Origin of the sequence: Shewanella sp. M16 (assembly GCF_018224605.1) — a bacterium.
In the GTDB taxonomy this organism is placed as follows: domain Bacteria; phylum Pseudomonadota; class Gammaproteobacteria; order Enterobacterales; family Shewanellaceae; genus Shewanella; species Shewanella oncorhynchi.
Genome location: NZ_JAGTUL010000053.1, coordinates 1 through 19,881, shown reverse-complemented (window position 1 = coordinate 19,881; position 19,881 = coordinate 1). Strand labels below are relative to the sequence as shown.

Annotated in this window: 13 protein-coding genes and 12 tRNA genes; 15 read left to right on the top strand and 10 right to left on the bottom strand. The window is 44.4% G+C overall.

The genetic code is table 11. From position 1 onward, the window contains the following. From KFE26_RS21625 to gltX, 6 genes are all read right to left on the bottom strand, one after another. Positions 1-76: transfer RNA gene (locus tag KFE26_RS21625), tRNA-Glu, on the bottom strand. Positions 77-194: 118 nt separating this feature from the next. Next, positions 195-270: transfer RNA gene (locus KFE26_RS21620), tRNA-Glu, on the bottom strand. Positions 271-400: 130 nt separating this feature from the next. Beyond that, positions 401-476, bottom strand: a tRNA-Ala gene (locus tag KFE26_RS21615). Positions 477-580: 104 nt separating this feature from the next. Next, a tRNA-Glu gene (locus KFE26_RS21610) sits at positions 581-656 on the bottom strand. 63 nt (positions 657-719) lie between these two features. Beyond that, positions 720-795: transfer RNA gene (locus tag KFE26_RS21605), tRNA-Ala, on the bottom strand. A gap of 105 nt (positions 796-900) precedes the next feature. After that, positions 901-2,310, bottom strand: a complete 1,410-nt coding sequence (gene gltX / locus KFE26_RS21600; RefSeq protein ID WP_105252064.1) for a glutamate--tRNA ligase — start codon at positions 2,308-2,310, stop codon at positions 901-903. A gap of 609 nt (positions 2,311-2,919) precedes the next feature. Here gltX and KFE26_RS21595 point away from each other — a divergent pair. From KFE26_RS21595 to KFE26_RS21535, 13 genes are all read left to right on the top strand, one after another. Continuing rightward, positions 2,920-2,995 (top strand) — tRNA-Val (locus tag KFE26_RS21595). 44 nt (positions 2,996-3,039) lie between these two features. Continuing rightward, positions 3,040-3,115: transfer RNA gene (locus KFE26_RS21590), tRNA-Val, on the top strand. A 37-nt stretch (positions 3,116-3,152) separates the two neighbouring features. Next, positions 3,153-3,228, top strand: a tRNA-Val gene (locus KFE26_RS21585). A gap of 48 nt (positions 3,229-3,276) precedes the next feature. Further along, positions 3,277-3,352: transfer RNA gene (locus KFE26_RS21580), tRNA-Val, on the top strand. A gap of 28 nt (positions 3,353-3,380) precedes the next feature. Further along, positions 3,381-3,456 (top strand) — tRNA-Val (locus KFE26_RS21575). Positions 3,457-3,484: 28 nt separating this feature from the next. Continuing rightward, positions 3,485-3,560: transfer RNA gene (locus KFE26_RS21570), tRNA-Val, on the top strand. 28 nt (positions 3,561-3,588) lie between these two features. Continuing rightward, positions 3,589-3,664: transfer RNA gene (locus KFE26_RS21565), tRNA-Val, on the top strand. Between the two features lie 167 nt (positions 3,665-3,831). Continuing rightward, positions 3,832-4,062 (top strand): hypothetical protein, encoded by a 231-nt coding sequence (locus tag KFE26_RS21560; RefSeq protein ID WP_105252063.1) that lies wholly within the window; start codon positions 3,832-3,834, stop codon positions 4,060-4,062. Positions 4,063-4,529: 467 nt separating this feature from the next. Continuing rightward, positions 4,530-5,549 (top strand): TRAP transporter substrate-binding protein, encoded by a 1,020-nt coding sequence (locus tag KFE26_RS21555; RefSeq protein WP_113941003.1) that lies wholly within the window; start codon positions 4,530-4,532, stop codon positions 5,547-5,549. 59 nt (positions 5,550-5,608) lie between these two features. After that, positions 5,609-6,265, top strand: a complete 657-nt coding sequence (locus KFE26_RS21550) for a TRAP transporter small permease (protein WP_173497702.1) — start codon at positions 5,609-5,611, stop codon at positions 6,263-6,265. Then, positions 6,265-7,662 (top strand): TRAP transporter large permease, encoded by a 1,398-nt coding sequence (locus KFE26_RS21545; RefSeq protein ID WP_173497701.1) that lies wholly within the window; start codon positions 6,265-6,267, stop codon positions 7,660-7,662. Before KFE26_RS21550 ends, KFE26_RS21545 begins: the two co-directional genes overlap by 1 nt. A gap of 129 nt (positions 7,663-7,791) precedes the next feature. Next, the gene (locus KFE26_RS21540) at positions 7,792-9,588 is read left to right on the top strand and encodes an ATP-binding protein (protein ID WP_212601671.1); all 1,797 of its coding nucleotides are present in this window, start codon (positions 7,792-7,794) and stop codon (positions 9,586-9,588) included. A gap of 4 nt (positions 9,589-9,592) precedes the next feature. Beyond that, entirely contained in the window at positions 9,593-10,972 is a 1,380-nt protein-coding gene (locus KFE26_RS21535; protein WP_131523155.1) for a sigma-54-dependent transcriptional regulator, read from the top strand. Positions 10,973-11,053: 81 nt separating this feature from the next. Here the strand turns inward: KFE26_RS21535 and KFE26_RS21530 are convergent, their stop codons facing one another. Next, entirely contained in the window at positions 11,054-11,503 is a 450-nt protein-coding gene (locus KFE26_RS21530; RefSeq protein ID WP_212601670.1) for a DMT family transporter, read from the bottom strand. Positions 11,504-11,512: 9 nt separating this feature from the next. Beyond that, positions 11,513-11,947: a DMT family transporter gene (locus KFE26_RS21525; RefSeq protein WP_212601669.1), complete on the bottom strand. Its 435-nt coding sequence runs from the start codon at positions 11,945-11,947 to the stop codon at positions 11,513-11,515. A gap of 95 nt (positions 11,948-12,042) precedes the next feature. Between KFE26_RS21525 and KFE26_RS21520 the strand changes: the two genes are divergently transcribed. Further along, on the top strand, positions 12,043-12,981 hold the full coding sequence (locus tag KFE26_RS21520; protein ID WP_006082302.1) for a LysR family transcriptional regulator: 939 nt from the start codon (positions 12,043-12,045) through the stop codon (positions 12,979-12,981). A 276-nt stretch (positions 12,982-13,257) separates the two neighbouring features. Here KFE26_RS21520 and KFE26_RS21515 read toward each other — a convergent pair whose 3' ends face one another. Continuing rightward, a complete protein-coding gene (locus KFE26_RS21515) occupies positions 13,258-14,505 on the bottom strand; it encodes an MFS transporter (RefSeq protein WP_212601672.1) in 1,248 nt (415 codons plus the stop codon). Between the two features lie 162 nt (positions 14,506-14,667). Between KFE26_RS21515 and KFE26_RS21510 the strand changes: the two genes are divergently transcribed. Beyond that, positions 14,668-15,549: a LysR family transcriptional regulator gene (locus tag KFE26_RS21510; RefSeq protein WP_028761094.1), complete on the top strand. Its 882-nt coding sequence runs from the start codon at positions 14,668-14,670 to the stop codon at positions 15,547-15,549. Positions 15,550-15,634: 85 nt separating this feature from the next. On the opposite strand, the gene KFE26_RS24245 is transcribed toward KFE26_RS21510, so the two are convergent. Then, positions 15,635-19,534 (bottom strand): S8 family serine peptidase, encoded by a 3,900-nt coding sequence (locus tag KFE26_RS24245; protein ID WP_212601668.1) that lies wholly within the window; start codon positions 19,532-19,534, stop codon positions 15,635-15,637. Positions 19,535-19,881: the final 347 nt, after the last annotated feature.

The window sequence follows — 19,881 nt, the reverse complement described above, 5'->3', positions numbered from 1 at the left end:
TGGTATCCCCTAGGGGATTCGAACCCCTGTTACCGCCGTGAAAGGGCGGTGTCCTAGGCCTCTAGACGAAGGGGACCCGGACTTATGATTTAACTCGTAACCGAGCTTTGTAACACATTCACTTCAGTAGGCTAGGAAGCAAATGCCTTGTTCTTACCAAACAACACGTTAGTTATTTGCTAGGAACCAAAATGTGGTATCCCCTAGGGGATTCGAACCCCTGTTACCGCCGTGAAAGGGCGGTGTCCTAGGCCTCTAGACGAAGGGGACCCGGACTTATTAATTTGAACCTAACGTTCCCGTTTAACATCTACGGCCTCATAGGCACTCTTCTAAATAACGAATGGTGCCTTGGGTGCATTAATTTAAACTTTCGTTTCTGCTTAATAAGGCAGTAAATTGGTGGAGCTACACGGGATCGAACCGTGGACCTCTTGCATGCCATGCAAGCGCTCTCCCAGCTGAGCTATAGCCCCAAATTTTTGTCAACACAGCTAACTTTAGCAGTATATGTATCAGCAGAAATTTAGATTTTGTTCTTACCAAATAACTCGTTAGTTATTCGCTAGGAACCAATATTTGGTATCCCCTAGGGGATTCGAACCCCTGTTACCGCCGTGAAAGGGCGGTGTCCTAGGCCTCTAGACGAAGGGGACCCCGGACATATTAATTTGAACTTTTCACTAGAAAAGGTTCCCGTTTAACATCTACGGTAAGTTTGGTGGAGCTACACGGGATCGAACCGTGGACCTCTTGCATGCCATGCAAGCGCTCTCCCAGCTGAGCTATAACCCCAAACCTATCGAACTACATTTAAGTGCACTGCAAGCATTTGCTCGACTGTGTCTCAACTGCGTGGCGCATTCTATGCAGCGCACCTAAAAGTGTCAACTCGTTTTTTTAGGAATTTATTCTATCTGCTACAAATTCAATCGCTTTGGATATTCTTTGCTCAGAACGGCTTCTTCCAATTAAAAATAGTGTGATATCTAAGCCTGGAGACTGCCCTGCCCCTGTTACTGCAACACGTAAAGGCATACCGACCTTACCCATACCCACATCTAATTCAGTCGCAGTATCTTCAATTGCCTGATGAATAGCTTCAGCTGTCCACTCAGTTAATGCTGATAATTTCTGTTGCACCAGTTGCAATGGCTCTAACGCAACACCGCGTAAATGCTTTTTCGCCTGTGCTTCATCAAACTCAGCAAAATCTTCATAGAAATAGCGGCTAGATGCGGCTAACTCTTTTAGAGTCTTAGCGCGCTCAGCTAATGCAGTGACCACTTCAGCTAATGCTGGGCCATTTGACAGATCAATTTTTTGATCGTCCATGTGCCATTGTAAGTGTGTTGCCACATATTCTGGATCTAGGCTCTTTATATAGTGTTGGTTCAACCACACCAGTTTATCGGTATTAAAAGCAGAAGCGGCTTTGTTGATGTCACTCAACTTAAAGAATTGCTTCATTTCTTCTAATGAGAAAATCTCTTGGTCGCCATGTGACCAACCTAAACGCACTAAATAGTTCAGCAGTGCTTCTGGTAAATAGCCATCGTCACGGTACTGCATTACGCTAACAGCGCCATGGCGCTTAGACAACTTAGCGCCGTCATCACCTAGAATCATAGATACGTGTGCATATTCTGGGATCGGCGCCCCTAATGCTTTAAGAATGTTGATTTGACGCGGGGTATTGTTGATATGATCTTCACCACGCACCACACAAGTGATCCCCATATCCCAATCATCAACCACCACACAGAAGTTATAGGTTGGTACGCCGTCGGTACGGGCGATGATCAAGTCATCTAATGCATCGTTAGAAAATTCAATCCGACCACGAACATGGTCATCAAATACCACTGAACCACCGATTGGATTTTTAAAACGCACCACAAATGGTTCATCAGTCTCGCGAGCGGGTAAGTCGCGACAGCAACCATCGTACTTTTGTGCTTCACCGTTAGCGGCCTGTGATTCTCTTAAGGCATCGATTCGCTCACGTGAACAGTAACATTTATACGCTGTGCCCTTTTCTAACATTTGAGCAATGATTTCGTTATAACGGTCAAAACGCTTGGTTTGGTAATATGGGCCCTCGTCCCATGTCAAACCTAGCCAGTTCATGCCTTCTAAAATCGCATCGCAAGCGGCTTGAGTCGAACGCTCAATATCAGTGTCTTCAATACGTAATACAAACTCACCATTATTGGCACGGGCTTGTAACCAAGAATAAAGTGCAGTACGGGCACCACCAACATGCAAGAAACCGGTAGGACTAGGGGCAAAACGCGTCTTAGTTGTCATAATGGGACACTAACCTATATAAAGTCGTCTAGATAAAGACAATCACGATAAAAAAAAGTGGGCTTATTCTAACAGTCAAAGCAGGCGCTGCAAATGGGACAAGCTTCACAGTATCACTTATCTGGTTAAATCGTGTCGCGAATCCCTCTCCTTTTATAGGGAAGCCATATAAAGCGATATATAAAGGTGGCACTATTGCGATCACCACCATTGATTAATGCTAACACTTGAGAATATTTTTCAGGCTTTATATTCCAACCCCTAAATCTCTACGCCTATATACCTTTAACTATAAATATCTGCGCCATCGAACACGCGCATCTATACACTATCAATGCACTCATACCATTAATGCACTAATTTTTATAAATCACTCACTTCCTCAGCACTTTTACCACAAAAAAGTCTGGTTAATGGGATGAGTTCAACCCGTATTTAATCGCGAGCGTCCAAATTGCATACCATTGACTGGCGAATTAAATAACACTTTGATCGGCGGCGTGATTAGCATTAAGCCAATGTGGACAAAAATAGCGCGACCAATGCTTTTTTCACTAAAAAGCGTTGACACTAGATCGAACCTCCCTATAATACGGCTCCACACAGCGAGGTCGATTAGCTCAGCTGGGAGAGCACCTCCCTTACAAGGAGGGGGTCACTGGTTCGAGCCCAGTATCGACCACCATATTTTCTACAAAGAAATTATGGCATACAAAATGTTATATCCCAGGTCGCTTAGCTCAGCTGGGAGAGCACCTCCCTTACAAGGAGGGGGTCACTGGTTCGAGCCCAGTAGCGACCACCATATAACTTAATGTATTAATGTGTAAAAGTCATTCCCAGGTCGCTTAGCTCAGCTGGGAGAGCACCTCCCTTACAAGGAGGGGGTCACTGGTTCGAGCCCAGTAGCGACCACCATTATTTAGTGAAGAATGACTTAAAAAATGTGTAATTTAAGAATGCCCAGGTCGCTTAGCTCAGCTGGGAGAGCACCTCCCTTACAAGGAGGGGGTCACTGGTTCGAGCCCAGTAGCGACCACCATATTCTGAAACACACATGTTATATCCCAGGTCGCTTAGCTCAGCTGGGAGAGCACCTCCCTTACAAGGAGGGGGTCACTGGTTCGAGCCCAGTAGCGACCACCATATTCTGCAACACACACGTTATATCCCAGGTCGCTTAGCTCAGCTGGGAGAGCACCTCCCTTACAAGGAGGGGGTCACTGGTTCGAGCCCAGTAGCGACCACCATATTCTGCAACACACACGTTATATCCCAGGTCGCTTAGCTCAGCTGGGAGAGCACCTCCCTTACAAGGAGGGGGTCACTGGTTCGAGCCCAGTAGCGACCACCATATTTCTCCCCCAATAAACTTTACCCACGCGCTTACTCAACTATGCTTGATCTCAATCAGCGAGTGTTAAATTTTACTATTTCGCCTTTTATAATCCGTAAAATACCAAGCTCTATCAACACTCGGCCTGATTTCATTCTGCTTTAGCATTTTTGGAGATCAACATTATGGCCAGCGTCAGTCAATCCGCTTCTCTTGCCAATATTGCCACTTATTTAAAGCATACCCATGCCTGCGATGAGCAAACAGCTCTAAAAGAGGCGCGGGAAGTCATGCATAATCTCGTCAGCATGCGCCAAAAAGGCTTTATTACCGGTTGGTACTTTGATGAACAGGGCCATTTAGCCTTGTTACCTAGCGATGCTATCCTTAAACGTATTCTTTTAGAGGATGACTAACAGCATCAAATGAATTGTGTCTTGATTGACTACGATAGCTATCGACTTAACCTCCATAGACTTCACATCTCACCTACACTTCTTCTCCTAAAGCAGCCCACCACAGTATTTGTCGTTATATCGCATACTTTTACGGCTTTTTTTGATCTCAAAATAACTAAGTTTGTTTAATTTATCTGCAACGACAAGAGCCGTCAATTTGGGGCCGATCTTCACTATGGGTGGGTTTCCACCCAAACACAAAATCACTGTGAGCGAGATCTCACCCACCAAACTAAAAGTGTGACAAGCATCAAATGAACTACACTTTAGTAACCAAACACTTACAGAAGCCAGTGTAAGTTGGCGTGGTATTTGCCTTTAGTAAGACAGACCTCAGGGAAATCAAGGCTGTATTCCTACTCAAACTTGGTAACAAACTAACCAAGACTGAGGACAAATCCTAACAACAGAAAAAGGAACTCAAGATGATATTGAATCAACAAACTGGATTGACCCGTCCACTCAAAACCTTAGTCAAAATGCTCGCTGTTGCCTCCGTATTTGCGACCAGTTTTAACGTATTTGCAGAACCGATTGAAATTAAGTTTTCACACGTAGTGGCAGAAAACACACCTAAAGGCCAAATGGCACTTAAATTTAAAGAACTCGTTGAACAACGTTTACCAGGTGAATACAAAGTCAGTGTATTTCCTAGCTCACAGTTATTTGGGGATAACAACGAACTAGCGGCACTGCTGTTAAACGACGTACAATTTGTCGCGCCTTCACTCTCAAAGTTTGAGCGTTACACTAAACGTCTACAAATATTCGATTTACCTTTCCTATTCAATGATATGGATGCCGTGAACCGTTTCCAACAAGGTGAAGCTGGTCAAACATTACTGAACTCCATGAGCCGTAAAGGGATTGTCGGTCTGGGTTATTTACACAATGGTATGAAACAGTTCTCATCTAACACACCACTTAAAAATCCTGCTGATGCAAAAGGCTTAAAATTCCGCGTTATGGCATCTGATGTTCTAGCAGCCCAGTTTGATGCTGTTGGTGCAATCCCTGTGAAAAAACCTTTCTCTGAAGTATTTACCCTACTTCAAACCCGCGCTATCGATGGTCAAGAAAACACTTGGTCAAATACTTATTCACAAAAGTTCTATGAAGTGCAAAGCCAAATCACTGAAAGTAATCACGGTGTTCTCGACTATATGGTCGTGACCTCTGACACTTTCTGGAAAGGTCTACCTGCTGACAAACGTAAGATCATCAAAGAAGCTTTAGACGAATCTATCGCATTAGGTAACAAGATTGCCGCTGAAAAAGACAATGAAGACAAACAGTTAATCCTTGATTCTAAACGTTCACAGTTAGTAACTCTGTCTCCTGCTGAACGTCAAAAATGGGTTGAGGTAATGAAACCTGTTTGGGCTAAGTTTGAAGATCAAATCGGTAAAGATGTGATTGATGCTGCTGTAGCTGCAAATAAATAATAATGATAATAGCCGCTTAAGCTCAACCGAGCTTAGGCGGCCATTTCAGCGAGGGGATTATGGCTGTGATATCGCGAATATTTGGTTATATTGAAGAAGGTGTGCTCAATTTATTGATCACTCTGATGACGCTGCTAGTGTTTTCAGAAGTCGTCGCTCGCTTCTTCTTCAACACGGGTTTTCTTTGGATCCAAGAACTTACATTAACCTTTTGCGGTTGGTTTGTGTTATTTGGTATGTCCTATGGGGTTAAAGTCGGTGCCCATATTGGTGTCGATGCGTTTGTTAAAAATTTAGCGCCAAAGGCTAAAAAGATAGTATCTCTTATTACTGCCTTTGTTTGTATCGTCTATTGCGGACTCTTTTTAAAAGGCAGTTGGGATTACTTAAGCCAGATGTATCAAATCGGTTTGCCTATGGAAGACATTCATTTCCCACAATTTATATTAAAAAGCCTTGATCCAGATTTTGCTTGGAACACTTTAAAAATCGATATTGAAGACGGCGCAATACCGATTTGGTTATCTCAAAGTATTTTAATCATTGGCTTTTTTATGTTGACTTGGCGTTTCGTCGAACTCTTTATCGCCATTCTGCGTGACCAAGTCTCAGGCTTCCAATTTGCCGATGAAGCGAAAGAAAGTATGCATTTAATCGATGAGAGCGCTAAAAACGCTAAAGTAGATCCAGTCTCTGACCAAAAGGAGGCTAAATAATGGCTATTGCAACCCTATTTACCGCCCTATTCGTATGTATGTTTCTCGGTATGCCTATCGCTATCGCATTAGGTTTTTCCAGCATGCTGACGATTTTATTGTTCTCGAATGACTCCTTAGCTTCAGTTGCACTCAAGCTGTATGAGTCTTCATCTGAGCATTACACTTTACTCGCTATCCCCTTCTTTATTCTGTCATCCGCCTTCCTATCAACGGGTGGTGTTGCTAGACGGATTATCGATTTTGCCATGGACAGTATTGGACATGTCCGTGGTGGATTAGCAATGGCATCCGTTATGGCATGTATGCTGTTTGCTGCAGTTTCTGGATCATCTCCTGCGACTGTTGCGGCAATTGGTTCTATCGTCATAGTCGGCATGGTAAAAGCAGGTTATCCCGAAAAATTTGCTGCAGGCGTGATCACGACCTCTGGCACTCTCGGGATTTTGATCCCACCTTCAATCGTCATGTTAGTGTATGCCGCAGCAACTGAAGTGTCGGCTGCAAAAATGTTTATGGCAGGCTTAATCCCAGGTTTAATGATGGGATTTATATTGATGATCGTCATTTATATCGTTGCCCGCTTTAAAAACTTGCCCTCACGTCCTTTCCCTGGCGTTAAACAACTGGGGATTTCAAGTGCCAAGGCAATGGGTGGATTAGCACTCATCTTTATCGTATTAGGCTCAATCTATGGTGGCGTCGCTAGCCCAACCGAAGCATCAGCTGTGGCTTGTGTATATGCTTACCTTATTGCGGTATTTGGCTACCGTGATATCGGGCCATTAAAAGACGTGGCATGGCGTAATCAAGATGAAAACTTAGCCAAAGCAACTGCGCGTAACTTAGGCCATATGTTCTTAGGACTGATTAAAACGCCTATCGACAAAGACATACGTCATGTTGTGCGCGATGGTGCCAAGGTCAGTATCATGCTGCTGTTTATCATAGCTAACGCTATGCTATTTGCGCATGTATTAACCACAGAACGTATCCCTCACATTATTGCTGAGTATATTGTTAGCATGGGTTTACCCGCCTGGGGATTCCTGATCATCGTTAACTTACTGTTGCTTGCTGCCGGTAACTTTATGGAGCCATCGGCGATTGTACTCATTATGGCGCCAATTCTGTTCCCTATTGCAACGCAATTAGGTATAGATCCTATCCACTTAGGTATCATAATGGTCGTGAACATGGAGATCGGTATGCTAACGCCGCCGGTGGGACTCAATCTCTTTGTCACCGCTGGGATCACGGGACGCAGTATTGGTTGGGTGATTCAGTCGGTTCTGCCTTGGTTACTCGTGATGCTAGCCTTCTTAGCCCTGATTACTTACGTACCACAGATTTCACTCTTCTTACCTGAATGGTTGGATTCGATGCGTGGATATTAGTCTGCAATTCAAGGTTGTGAGATTACCCCTTGATTACAGATAGATTTTAAGCGAGCCTAGTCAGGCTCGCTTTGTTTTATTATGCGCAGTATCAGTTATTGATCCCGTTGCTTTATCAGGATAACCACCATGTTGCCCATGACGCCTAAGGCCAAGAAACGCCTCTTTCTGACCGTTGTGTTACTTGCAGGCCTATTTGCAACCCTCAAACTGACCTACTGGGTGCATTTGCATCAAGGTAAAATCGAGATCCAAAAGCAATCGGAGAAACAACTAAAGGAATTAGTCAGTTTTCTCGATGGTGCACTATCGCGCTACGAAAGTATTCCCCACGTGCTCTCGACTAACCCAATGCTCGCCAATGTCCTGAACGACCAGCAGAATCCTGATAAAGTCCAAGAGCTTAATTTATATCTCGAAGAAATTCAGCATGTCACCGAAGCATCCGATATCTATCTGATCGATGCCTTAGGTATCACCATTGCCGCCAGTAACTGGCAACAAAGTTTTTCCTTTATTGGCAAGGACTACTCCTTTAGACCCTATTACACAGATGCTATCTCGGGCAATCTAGGCCGTTATTACGCAGTGGGTACCAGCTCAGATAAGCGCGGATTTTATTTCTCTTACCCTATTTATCAACAAGGTGGTAAAGGCATACTTGGGGCCATCATAGTCAAAGTTAACATTGCCGACATAGAGCAACAAAGTACCAGTATCGCGATTGCGGGTCAGTATCAGTTCCTTATCAGTGATCCTGAAGATATCGTCTTTATTTCCAGTATCGATGAATGGCGGTTAAAGTCACTAACCCCGCTTACCCAAGCCAAGCAATATGCCCTTAATGCCTCAAAACGCTATGCAGAACGTCCCATAGGAGAGTTGTTGATGAAGCCGCCCTATGAAAGTGGTAGTCAAGCTATGCTTTACCAACTGCAAACGGGTACAGACCATGAACAATACATGGACATCCACCAATCAATGGCTAAAGCAGGCTGGCGAGTACACATCTTAGCGCCAATCAAACCTTTACTGACCTCTTTGCCCGCACTGATGTTACTGTCAGCCAGTATTTATCTTTTGCTGGCACTCAGCATCCTATTTAACGCCGAGCGCCGTCGCAATCTACACCGAATGCAACTAGCGCAAAGCCTATTAGAACAGCGAGTTGAAGAACGCACTCAGGACTTACAGCAGGCCAACAATCAACTCAAAGATACTCAAGATGAGCTGATCCAAGCGGCAAAACTGACAGTGATCGGCAGTTTATCCGCCAGTATTAACCATGAACTCAATCAACCACTCGCGGCACTTCGCAGCTATGCCCAAAATACCCAAACTTTTCTCGCCCGTGATATGCAAGATAAGGCACTGGATAATATCAAGATTATTATTGAACTTACCGATAGATTAGCCGATATTGTTGGGCAATTTAAAAGCTTTACCCGCAAGAGCCAAGGCGCTGATAGCGCAACCGATATTGGCCGCTGTATCAAGCAAGCCCTGACCATAGTTCAACCTGCAATTGATAAACAGGGTGTTGAACTCGATGTGCAATTACCCAACGGCAACTATCAGGTTTGGGGCGATAAGGTTAGATTACAACAAGTGTTTGTCAACATTATGAGCAACGCCATTGTCGCTATGCAACAATCGGTTAAACGCCAATTGGTTATCCGCGTGACCAGTGAAGATAAGTTTTGCATCAGTATCCAAGATTCAGGCCCTGGTGTACGTGAAAGCCAAATGGAGAAAATCTTCGAACCCTACTTTACCACCAACGAACGGCACGGACTGGGGCTAGGCTTATCGATTTCACAACGCATTATCGAATCCATGCAAGGCCAAATTAACGTTGCCAATGCCGAAGAGGGTGGCGCTATTTTCCAGATTATTTTACCTATTTACTTGCTCGAGGAACGTTAGTTTTATGAGTGTGCCCAATTCAATTCAAGATTATTCTGTTCTCATCATCGACGATGAGCCGCACATAGGCACAGTTCTCGTTCAACTATTTGAACTGGAGGGCATTAAGGCGCTCGCCACCACAGAACCCAAAGGTATCGCTAAGTTGCTGCATAAAGATTGGGCGGGAATGGTGATATCGGATGTCAACATGCCACAATTAGACGGCATCAGCTTAATGCAACAAATCCGTCTGCAAGATCCCGATCTCCCCGTTGTCCTACTCACTGGTTTTGGTGATATTGCCATGGCAGTCAATGCGTTAAAACAAGGCGCCTACGACTTTCTCGAAAAACCCTTTAATAACGAACATATACTCGATGTGGTTAAACGCGCCTTAGAAAAACGCAGTCTGACCTTAGAGAACCGCAAGCTTAAAAAGGATCTCGAAAGCCAAAGCGTACCGGGCCCTCGTATTTTGGGCAACAGTGTCGGCATCAACCGTATGCGCCACATCATAACGCAAGTGATAGATACGCCTGCGGATGTGTTAATTGAAGGCGAAACAGGTACAGGTAAAGAACTTGTTGCCCGCTATTTACACGACCACAGCAGCCGCAGCCAAGCCAACTTTGTCGCCATAAACTGTGGTGCAATCCCCGAAAACCTGATTGAAAGTGAACTCTTTGGCGCCGAAGCGGGGGCCTTTACTGGCGTCGATAAGATGCGCATTGGCAAATTTGAATATGCCAATGGTGGCACGTTATTTTTAGATGAAATTGAAAGTACGCCACTGTCTCTGCAAGTAAAACTGCTGCGAGTGCTTGAAGATCGTAAGGTTGAACGTTTAGGTTCTAACAAGAGCATCAACTTAGATATTCGCGTGATAGCGGCTACAAAAGTCGATTTAAAAGGTCTGTGTGACACCGGGGAATTTCGCCAAGACTTGTTGTATCGCTTAAATCTGGTGACTGTGCCCATCCCTCCCCTGAGAGATCGCCGTGAAGATATTCCGTTACTCTTTTTACACTTTGCCCGCGTCGCATCGGCACGCTATCACAAAGCGCTTATCGCCTTAAATGCGGAGCAAAACGCGATACTTACTTCCCACGACTGGCCAGGCAATGTGCGTGAGTTACGTAATCTAGCCGAACGCTTTGTGCTACTGGGCGGAGAAGCCGCCTTTGCTGGCACGTTAGGCAATACTCCAAGCCTGCACTCGAGTATGTCCCTGCTACAAAGGGTAGAGTTTTTTGAACGGGTACTGATTGAAGAAGCACTTAGCCACAACAAGGGCAGTATTAAGCAGACCATGGAGCAGCTAGAACTGCCCCGCAAAACCCTCTACGACAAAATGCGTAAATACGATTTAGACCGCAAACAGTACATTAACTCCGAGGACTAGCTCATTTCGATGACAAGAGAGTGCGAACCCAGCTTGAGCTGGGTTCGCTACCACAGCATAAAAACGAGTTTGAATCACGTATTACTCCGACGTTTTATTACTTGAATGTATAAAATAAAGTGCGATCGCCAAACAGATCACGGCTGCGATTCGACTTGTAGAAAAGTGAATTGTTTCATTGCCAAACCATCCAAAATTATCAATCAACATACTCATAAGTAGCTGTCCAAAAATAACAGCCACGGTTGCGACGGCCGTGCCTATCCGCTGAACGGCTAACACCATGATGACGATATAAGGCACGCCACACATTGCACCTAATAACTGCCATTTGGGCACATCCAACAATGTCACTGCTTGAGGTGGTTCAAAATAAAAAATCAACAATCCAGTGATCAAGGCTCCAGTCGAAAAAGTTAAAAATGCACTGCGAAACACCCCCACTTTACTCCCCAGCTGTCCATTTATCGCTGCTTGCATACTCAAAGTGGCCCCGCCAATCACAGCCAACATAATCATAATCAATGTCATAACTCGCCCTTAACTTTGCGCCATCAGCACTAATGCTGCGACGATAAATAGCAGTGCAACAATACGTTTAGTATCAATTCGTCTATGTGCTGTACCAAATAAACCGTAGTGGTCAATCAACAAACTCTTCGCAACTTGGCCAGCTAAAATGCCTATCATTGTCATAGCAATCCCAATAGCTGGTGTTGCGATAGTCAGTATCACCACATAAATAGGGCCAAGCACTCCGCCCGTTAATGTCCAAGAGGGTTGCGCGAAAAATGAGGGACTATTTCGAGAACTGAAAAACAGCATCAAGATAAAGGTCAGCGCTGCGCCGACACCGAAAATACTAAAGGTTGCCCATAACTCCCCGACTTCAGCACCTAAAGGTCCTAGGAGGCCCGCTTCAACTGATAATCCCGCCCCTCCGAGCACAACAAAAAAAATCATTAAAAACTGCATACATAAGCTCCTGTGATTGAGGGCAGCAAGAGTACCCTAGTCGATAAACCAATAAATGAGACAATGCAGGAAACACCTGTGCAGAATTTGCAAAAATGAATGATATAAACTCAATCAATATGCGAGCGTTAAAGTTTTTTATCGGCGTTTATGACAGCAAAAGCTATTCTGTTGTGGCTCGAAAAGAAGGCGTCTCTCCCTCGATGATTTCAAGAGTCATCAGCCAACTAGAAGATTCTCTTGGACAACAGCTGTTTTATCGAAATACCAGAGCAATCATACCCACGGAATCGGGCAGGATTTTCATTGAATATGCGCGTTCCATGGCAGAACAACTGAATGAAGTCCGCAATGAATTATTAGATAGGACGATAGAGCCTAAGGGATTAATTAGAATTAATGCCCCGGTTTTTTTCGGGCAGCGACATATTGCGCCTTGGTTAGCGGGGTTTTTAACGCGATATCCGCAGGTGCAAGTGGAGCTCACACAAACTGACGATTATATCGACCCGCATGTTAGTGCCGCCGATATTATCTTTCGTATTGGAACCTTGGTTGATTCATCACTCCATTCAAGAATACTGGGAAGCCAAACCTATCATCTTGCGGCGTCCAAAGCTTATATAGCACTGCATGGCATGCCCACTGAACCCGCCGATCTAAAAAACCATCAATGCCTAGTCTATAGCGGATCTTCGGGTCAAAATCGCTGGTTTTTTAACAAGAACAAGACGACATGGCTGCATCAACCCATCACCCCCATACTCACCTCAAATAATGCGGAAACATTACTCATAGCAGCATTAAATGATATGGGAATCGTCCTCTTTCCTGACTGGTTAATCGGTGACTCTCTTAAAAATGGACAACTTATTTCATTGCTCACGGACTGCGAATCAGCGATAAAAATTGATCAGCATTACATTACTGCCATTTATCCAAATTCTCGCACTCCCTCATTGAATGTCCGCGCTGTAATTGACTACTTTCTTGAGGTGTATGGCAATCCGCCCTATTGGAAATATAAAGGTTAGTGAATCGCTGCACTTAAGCTGCAACAGATACATTAAATCTGGCACTTAATGAGTGAGCTTAAATATCGACCATAAGACTCAAGGCATGAAACTCAGCCCCAAACTCCGCATAGCCAGTAAGGTTTGCTAGTTTGAGTCAACTTATCAAACGACCCACACCAAAAATAAAGGCCAGCAGTTGAGGTTGGCCTTTATTCATTTGATTTAATCACTTGATATAATAGCTTAGCGACTTCGTTTACCTTTATTGTTTAACAACAATAGCACTCTCAAAGCCTATGCAAGCGCACGAACGTCATTGGTTTGATGGTAATGCAAACGGGTGATTGCTAAGGCAATCAAGGCTAATAAGGTTAACGACCCCATCACCACACCGCGCCACTGCGCCTCATGCCAAAACATCATCAAATAAGGGCCGCCAATCGCAGCACCTAAGTAATAACAGCATAAATAGAGTGACGTTGCCTTAGCTCGATCACGACTGGCCCGCATTGCAACAAAGGAATTACAACAACTGTGGGTAAGGAAGAAACCACAGGCGGTCATTAAAAAACCTAAGCTAATGGTCAAAGTAGTATCAAACAGGGTCAGTAAACTGCCGAGCAACATCACGCACCAAGACCACTGATACAACTTATGTTGGCCAAATTTGGCGAGCCATTTCGCAGTGAAATACGACGCAATAGTCCCGCTGGAATAACACAGGAAAATCAAGGTGGCTTGAAAACGACTCCATTCATAAGGTGGAGCCATCAAATGCAGTTGAATAAAACTAAATTGATTCACCATCATCATAAAGGTCAAGCCACCAATCGCGTAGACCAAACGCATTTGCGCATCGGTGAGATGATGACTAAAGCCATGAAGATCTTGCGCTAAACGGGCGCGTTTTGATAAGGAAGGCGCAGTGTTACTGGGTGACATCGACTGCGCATCGGCAAGTGAAGGCAGCAAATAGTTCACTAAAGCCACCCCCGCTAACGTCACTAGAAACAACAACCACATAGATTCTTGCCAAGATAAAAACTGCGACATTAAACCACCGAGCAGACGTCCAACAATCCCGCCAATACTGTTCGCCATAATATAAATACCTGCGGCTTTCAGCATAGTGCTTGGTGATAATTGCTCCTTAAAGTATGCCATGGCAATCGCAGGGACAGCAGCGAGTAATGCACCTTGTAGCAATCGCACTAGCACTAATCCATTAAAATCCGGCGCCCAGATTAATAGTAAGTTAGACAATGCCAATAACCACAAGCTGACAATAATTGGAGTGTGTCGACCGATACGATCTGACAGTACCGCATACAAGAGCAATGAAAAGGCTAAGGAAAAACTGGTCACCGACAGGATCAAGGTTGCTTTAGAGCCTGATACCGCAAAATGTTCCGCAATCAGCGGCAACATGCCTTGCATTAAATACAAGTTGATATAGACCACCACTGAAGCGACGCAGAGCGCCCACATCAATCGGGTGTCACGCTGTTTATTGTCAATCATAGTATCTAATACGGCTTGCACGGGAGCCTCGACCAAGTATCACTCATAGGATAGACAAAGATTATCACTGGGCATAACATAACAATAATAGATAATATCTATCGTAATCATTGATTTTTGTTATAGAAATAGCGCGCCAAAAGTACACATCTTGCCACTGATAAAATAGTACGAGCCCGATTAATGGATATTCGCCAACTCAAACATTTAGATGCCCTTGCCAATACCGGCAGCTTTACCGCCGCAGCCAAGAAACTGAATATGGCTCAGCCCGCGTTAAGTCAAAGTATCAAGCGCTTAGAGGTCGCACTCGGCGTCACCTTAGTCAATCGTACGAGCAACAAGAATGATAAACTGCTCACACTCACGGCCGAAGGTATAGTCCTGCATCAACACGCCACTTTGATCCTAAAACAAGTTAAGCAGGCCGAAGCGCAAATCCGCGCCATGGCAAATCTCACCTCGGGAGAGGTCCGCATTGCCGTGCCGGGCATGCTGGGTTCTTTCTATCTCCCCTCGCGCTTAATGGCTTTTCGGCATAAGTACCCCGAGTTGAAACTATCACTGTTTGAAGGCGGGACACGGGATGCACTGCGCATGTTGCAACAGGAAGAAGTGGATATTGCGATCATTACCGCCCAAGACCTACAGCCCGAATTTGATAGTCAGCTGTTGATCCGTGAGCAAATGGTCATCGCTATGGGTGCCGAACACCCTTTAGCGGAACATAGCGCTGTGAGTCTACATGACTTTTTCGACCATGAATTAGTGATGTTCAAAACAGGTTATTTCCACCGAGAGTGGATACTCTCTCAAGCCAAAGAATTAGGCAAAAAGCCCAATATTGCCTTCGAGACCAATTTGATTAATCTGATTAAACAGATTGTTTCCCAAGGATTTGGGATCACCAGTGTGCTTGAGATGGCGATAAGCTCAAAAGATGACATTTTAGCCAAACCCTTCGATCCACCGGTATTTTTAAACCTCCATATTGCATGGAAAAAGCAGCGCCCCGTCAGCCAAGCAGACCGCGCCTTTGTCGATTTTTTAATGTCAAATCGCTAACACAAACCAGCAAATACAAAAAGGGCTGATATCAATATCAGCCCTTCACTCTTACCATTAAACCTTCCGATTTTACTCTGAGGGTTTAGCCTTGTTTACGACGACCAAAAGCAAAAGGTAGCAACAACAAGCTTAACCAACCTAAGGCACCACCATCATCTTTCTTGGCTGGTGTTTCAGTCACAGATACAGACACAACACTTGAATCTTTATTACCGTGGTTATCAGACACTGTCAGTTGGAATGAAACCGTCTGAGCAGAGCCACTCACGTCTGGAGCAACGAGATTAAGCTTGGCCGCATTAGCGTCAAAGTTAAAGCTGGCGCCCCCTAACTGAGTCCATTTGTAGGTCAAAGGATCATTGTTGGCATCCGACGACTTGCTCGCATCGATGAACAAAGGTTTACCTTCTTGGACAGTGGCAGGAGCTTCAATCACAGCGACTGGCGCCACTTCTGGAACATCAAATTGATACTCCTGCTTTAAGATTTCAGCCGAGTCGTTATTCACTTTGTTGGTCAATGCCACTATGTTACCTTGACTCGCCTTACGTGGCACTAAGTCAAACGTGACATCTAATGCCGATGCACCAGAGGCCATTTCGATAGTCCAAGTGATCTTATTGCCCACTTGCGCACCTTGATGGCTAATATTAGCCACTTCATGACCTTCTGGTAATAACACCTCTAGGGTGTAAACACGGGTTTCTTGCGTTTTGTTCGCTTCAATACGTGTCTTCATCACTTTAGCGGTGCCAGGTGTTAATTCACCACTTAGTACATTACCTAAAGGCGGAAGTACATCGTCACCAACACGCTCAAATACTACTGGCAACTTAATAGGGGCAATTTTGTCATCACCGGTGGTTAAGGTCAGCATAGCCAAACCATCATCCCCGACTTTTAACGCTTCCTTCCATGCAAATTTGATATTAAAGTCCTTATTATCACCGGTAAGGCTTGCGGTTAAATTATCTCCTGCTGTTTCATTGTTATAAAACGTTAATTGCTTCAAACCAAATACATCATCCGCTGTCGCCGTCGATGCTTCATAGTTTTGTACAATCACGATATAAGTGCCTTTCTCTGGAGCATTAATTAGCACACTTTCTTCTGAACCAATTCTCGCTGATGAGGCGACTCTCGTTATCTTACTGCCATCGTTTTTATCTCGCAGTACATACATATCCAAATCAGGAGATGTGGTATAGCTGATTGATGCACGAAATAATAATGCGTTGTCATCCACATCAAACTTAAAGAGTTGCACTCCATCATCTAAATCATCCAGATAACTTGAATTATCTGAGTCTTGTTTAACACTCGACTCGATAGTACGACTCAGCTTCAATGCCGTCACCTCTGCACCAACACTCGCAAAGTCAACCGCTTTTAACTGCGATAAATTAAGCTCATCTGCATTACGTGTTGCATCAATACTTACTAAAGTAGGCAGGTTACGTTTCGCAATTTTAGTGGCTATAGGCATAGTTGCCGTTGGGAAGCTAGCTGATTCAAGCACTAAATTACCAAATCCCCAATCAGCCCCCACTTGTGTCACATCGGCGGTCACTGTAATGGTTTGGCTCTCGCCTTTTTTCAGGGTAAAACTCTCTGGCGATACAGATAACGCGAATTTATCGGTAGCTGCGACGCCTTTTGCCGTCCACGCACCGTCTTCAACCGCAGTAACTGTACGTGTCCAACTACAGGAATTTACACAACGAGAATCCGCCATACTTGGCACATTGAGTTTACGTGGATCGCCATTGACAGCAGGGTTAGCAATTTCATAATTCAGTGCGCTTTCATCCATCAATAAGCCCGTTTTTGCGGCTAAATCAACTCGAATACGACCTGCTCCCACGTCGAATGGATCTGCAACAGTTTTGCCGTCAGCTTTTTTCATTGCTTGGGCTGTGGTCGCGGTCAGCATAAGCGCAGAACGGATATTATCTGGCGTCCAATCCTTGTGCAGTGATTTGAGTAAAGCACCTGCCCCCGCAACGTGAGGACTTGCCATTGAAGTACCTGACATCAACGTGAAATCAGCCGGAGCTGTACCCGTTTTATCATGGCCAAACTGTTGATCCGCATTGGCGGCATAAATATCACTACCAGGGGCCGCAACAAAAGGCACAATCACATCATTCGTACCATTAGGACCGATAAGGGAGCTGTCAGCCAAGACATCTGCTTCTCTATTCAATATTTGAGGCATAGGTGCTAATGTCAACTCGTGAGCTGGATTTGCCGCAATGGCTGCAACTAACTCTAAACCATCGGTATTGCCAATAAAGACTGCAGGAACATTTAACTTTTCAAGTGAGCTCATTTTTAAATGCTTATTACCTTCACCGTCTTTATTAAAGACGATCACTGCCTTTGCACCCGCCGATAGAGCTCCTGCTACTTTTACAGTGAAATCACATGTTCCACGCTTAATAACAGCAATTTTTTCCTTAAATGCATCAGCAGGAAAATCTTTACATCCCTCAACATTTGTCGCATCAACCGTTCCCGCAAAAATAGGAATACCTTTTACAACCTCGGTTTGAACAGGACCAGAACCAATTGTGAAGTCATAGGTTTTACCACTAAACTCTAGTTCTCGTACAACTTCACGACTGTGTGTAGAGTTTGCTACTGATGTGTACCAGGGGGCATTTTTAGGGGTGGAATAAGGTACTTGCTCTATATCTGTGCGAGTATTGCCAGCTGCAACAGCAACAAAAATACCCGCATTACGCGCGGCTAAGAACCCTTGTTCCGTCGCACTATTCCATGGGTTACCACCACCACTGATGGAAAAGTTAATAACATCCACACCATCTTTAATCGCATCATCAATGGCTTTTAGAATAGGTACGGTTTCACACCCATTGTATTTATCCCCTTGGTTTCCTGGCGCACATATTTGATAGGCTATAACATTGGCATGAGGAGCAACACCGGAAATCTGGGCGAACTTAACACCACTGGGTATGCCGTCGCCTTCAAGTTTTCCAGTCTCCCCATCCAAATAAGGCACATCCAATAAAATATTGCCCACTGCAGTGCCAGCCACATGGGAGCCATGACCGCCATAATCTTCACCATTTTTTTCTGGCGGCGTAGCGCCAAAAATATCAGCGTCATCATAAATGTTGGTAATTTCAGGATAACTGCGCACACCAATCAACTTGTCATTACACATGCTCGCAAAATCAGTTTTACAATCACCAATATAGATACCTTGACCTAATGGGTTTGTGTGATCATAGCCATCTTGGCCAACATCAGCGAATGACGCATGATCTGAGTTAATGCCAGAGTCGATTATACCGACGATCACGCCTTCACCCATGGCTTTCGTGCCCGTCGCGCTGCCATCCCATACATTAGGAGAACCGATAAGCGCTTGGCTGACATCGGTTTCAAGCTGTTCTACACGCTCACGCTCGATAAACACAACCTCAGGCAGTTCAGCCATTTTGATTGCCTGAGCCTGAGTCATACGTACAGCCATACCATTAAGCGCATACTGATAAGTCGTGATGGGCTCGAGGCGACTGCCAATAGCTGCGCTCGCATTGGTTATAAAACGTTCCTGTTTAACCTCAAGGAAACTGGCATAACTCTTAACCTCAGGTGCTGCAACATTGAGTTTTACATTACCAGAACTTTTACTCTGAGAGGTTGACTGTACTCGCTGAGGGCTAGTTGCTTTAAATCCAAGAATGTCGCCTTGATAATTTGCCACCGCGCTATCACGCAACCTAACAATATAAGTATATTCTTCATCGGCTAAATCAGCTTCAGGGACAAATTTAGCTTCTGAATTTTTAAGCGTTACAGTCGTTATCTGGCCGCGAGCCGAATCGCGCAATAACTCAACTGGAATATCTAACTGCAAGGTTTCACCCGTAGGTGATAATACGGTTTGTGCATTTGCCGACGACGATAACAGTGCCATAGACACTGCTAATGCTATTTTAGTTTTCATTGTGACTTCCCTAATTCTTATAAGTTGTATGATTTATAAAACTCAGGTTTGGGTGGCATGAAAACGCTGCGGCAACCAAAAACATCACCCGTAACTGACATTTTTTATGAATAACCATTCAATTTACTGTGATGATGATCACTGAGTTTTATCGCGATAATTTGTAACACGTGATGATACAAATTAAAACAGTAAGTTAACAGAACGTAATTCAGTAAATGATGAACAACCTCATACCTTGTTAAAATAAATCCATAGAACCTTTATCAGACTGTTTTATGTCCCAACGATAAGTCGTAGTATAAAAATCGATAAAAACAAATAATAAACATTAAATCATATAGTTA

Excerpts from the sequence above, each read along its gene's own strand:
- gltX (WP_105252064.1), bottom strand. The coding sequence starts at position 2,310 with ATGACAACTAAGACGCGTTTTGCCCCTAGTCCTACCGGTTTCTTGCAT.
- KFE26_RS21560 (WP_105252063.1), top strand. The coding sequence starts at position 3,832 with ATGGCCAGCGTCAGTCAATCCGCTTCTCTTGCCAATATTGCCACTTAT.
- KFE26_RS21555 (WP_113941003.1), top strand. The coding sequence starts at position 4,530 with ATGATATTGAATCAACAAACTGGATTGACCCGTCCACTCAAAACCTTA.
- KFE26_RS21550 (WP_173497702.1), top strand. The coding sequence starts at position 5,609 with ATGGCTGTGATATCGCGAATATTTGGTTATATTGAAGAAGGTGTGCTC.
- KFE26_RS21545 (WP_173497701.1), top strand. The coding sequence starts at position 6,265 with ATGGCTATTGCAACCCTATTTACCGCCCTATTCGTATGTATGTTTCTC.
- KFE26_RS21540 (WP_212601671.1), top strand. The coding sequence starts at position 7,792 with ATGTTGCCCATGACGCCTAAGGCCAAGAAACGCCTCTTTCTGACCGTT.
- KFE26_RS21535 (WP_131523155.1), top strand. The coding sequence starts at position 9,593 with ATGAGTGTGCCCAATTCAATTCAAGATTATTCTGTTCTCATCATCGAC.
- KFE26_RS21530 (WP_212601670.1), bottom strand. The coding sequence starts at position 11,503 with ATGACATTGATTATGATTATGTTGGCTGTGATTGGCGGGGCCACTTTG.
- KFE26_RS21525 (WP_212601669.1), bottom strand. The coding sequence starts at position 11,947 with ATGCAGTTTTTAATGATTTTTTTTGTTGTGCTCGGAGGGGCGGGATTA.
- KFE26_RS21520 (WP_006082302.1), top strand. The coding sequence starts at position 12,043 with ATGAATGATATAAACTCAATCAATATGCGAGCGTTAAAGTTTTTTATC.
- KFE26_RS21510 (WP_028761094.1), top strand. The coding sequence starts at position 14,668 with ATGGATATTCGCCAACTCAAACATTTAGATGCCCTTGCCAATACCGGC.
- KFE26_RS24245 (WP_212601668.1), bottom strand. The coding sequence starts at position 19,534 with ATGAAAACTAAAATAGCATTAGCAGTGTCTATGGCACTGTTATCGTCG.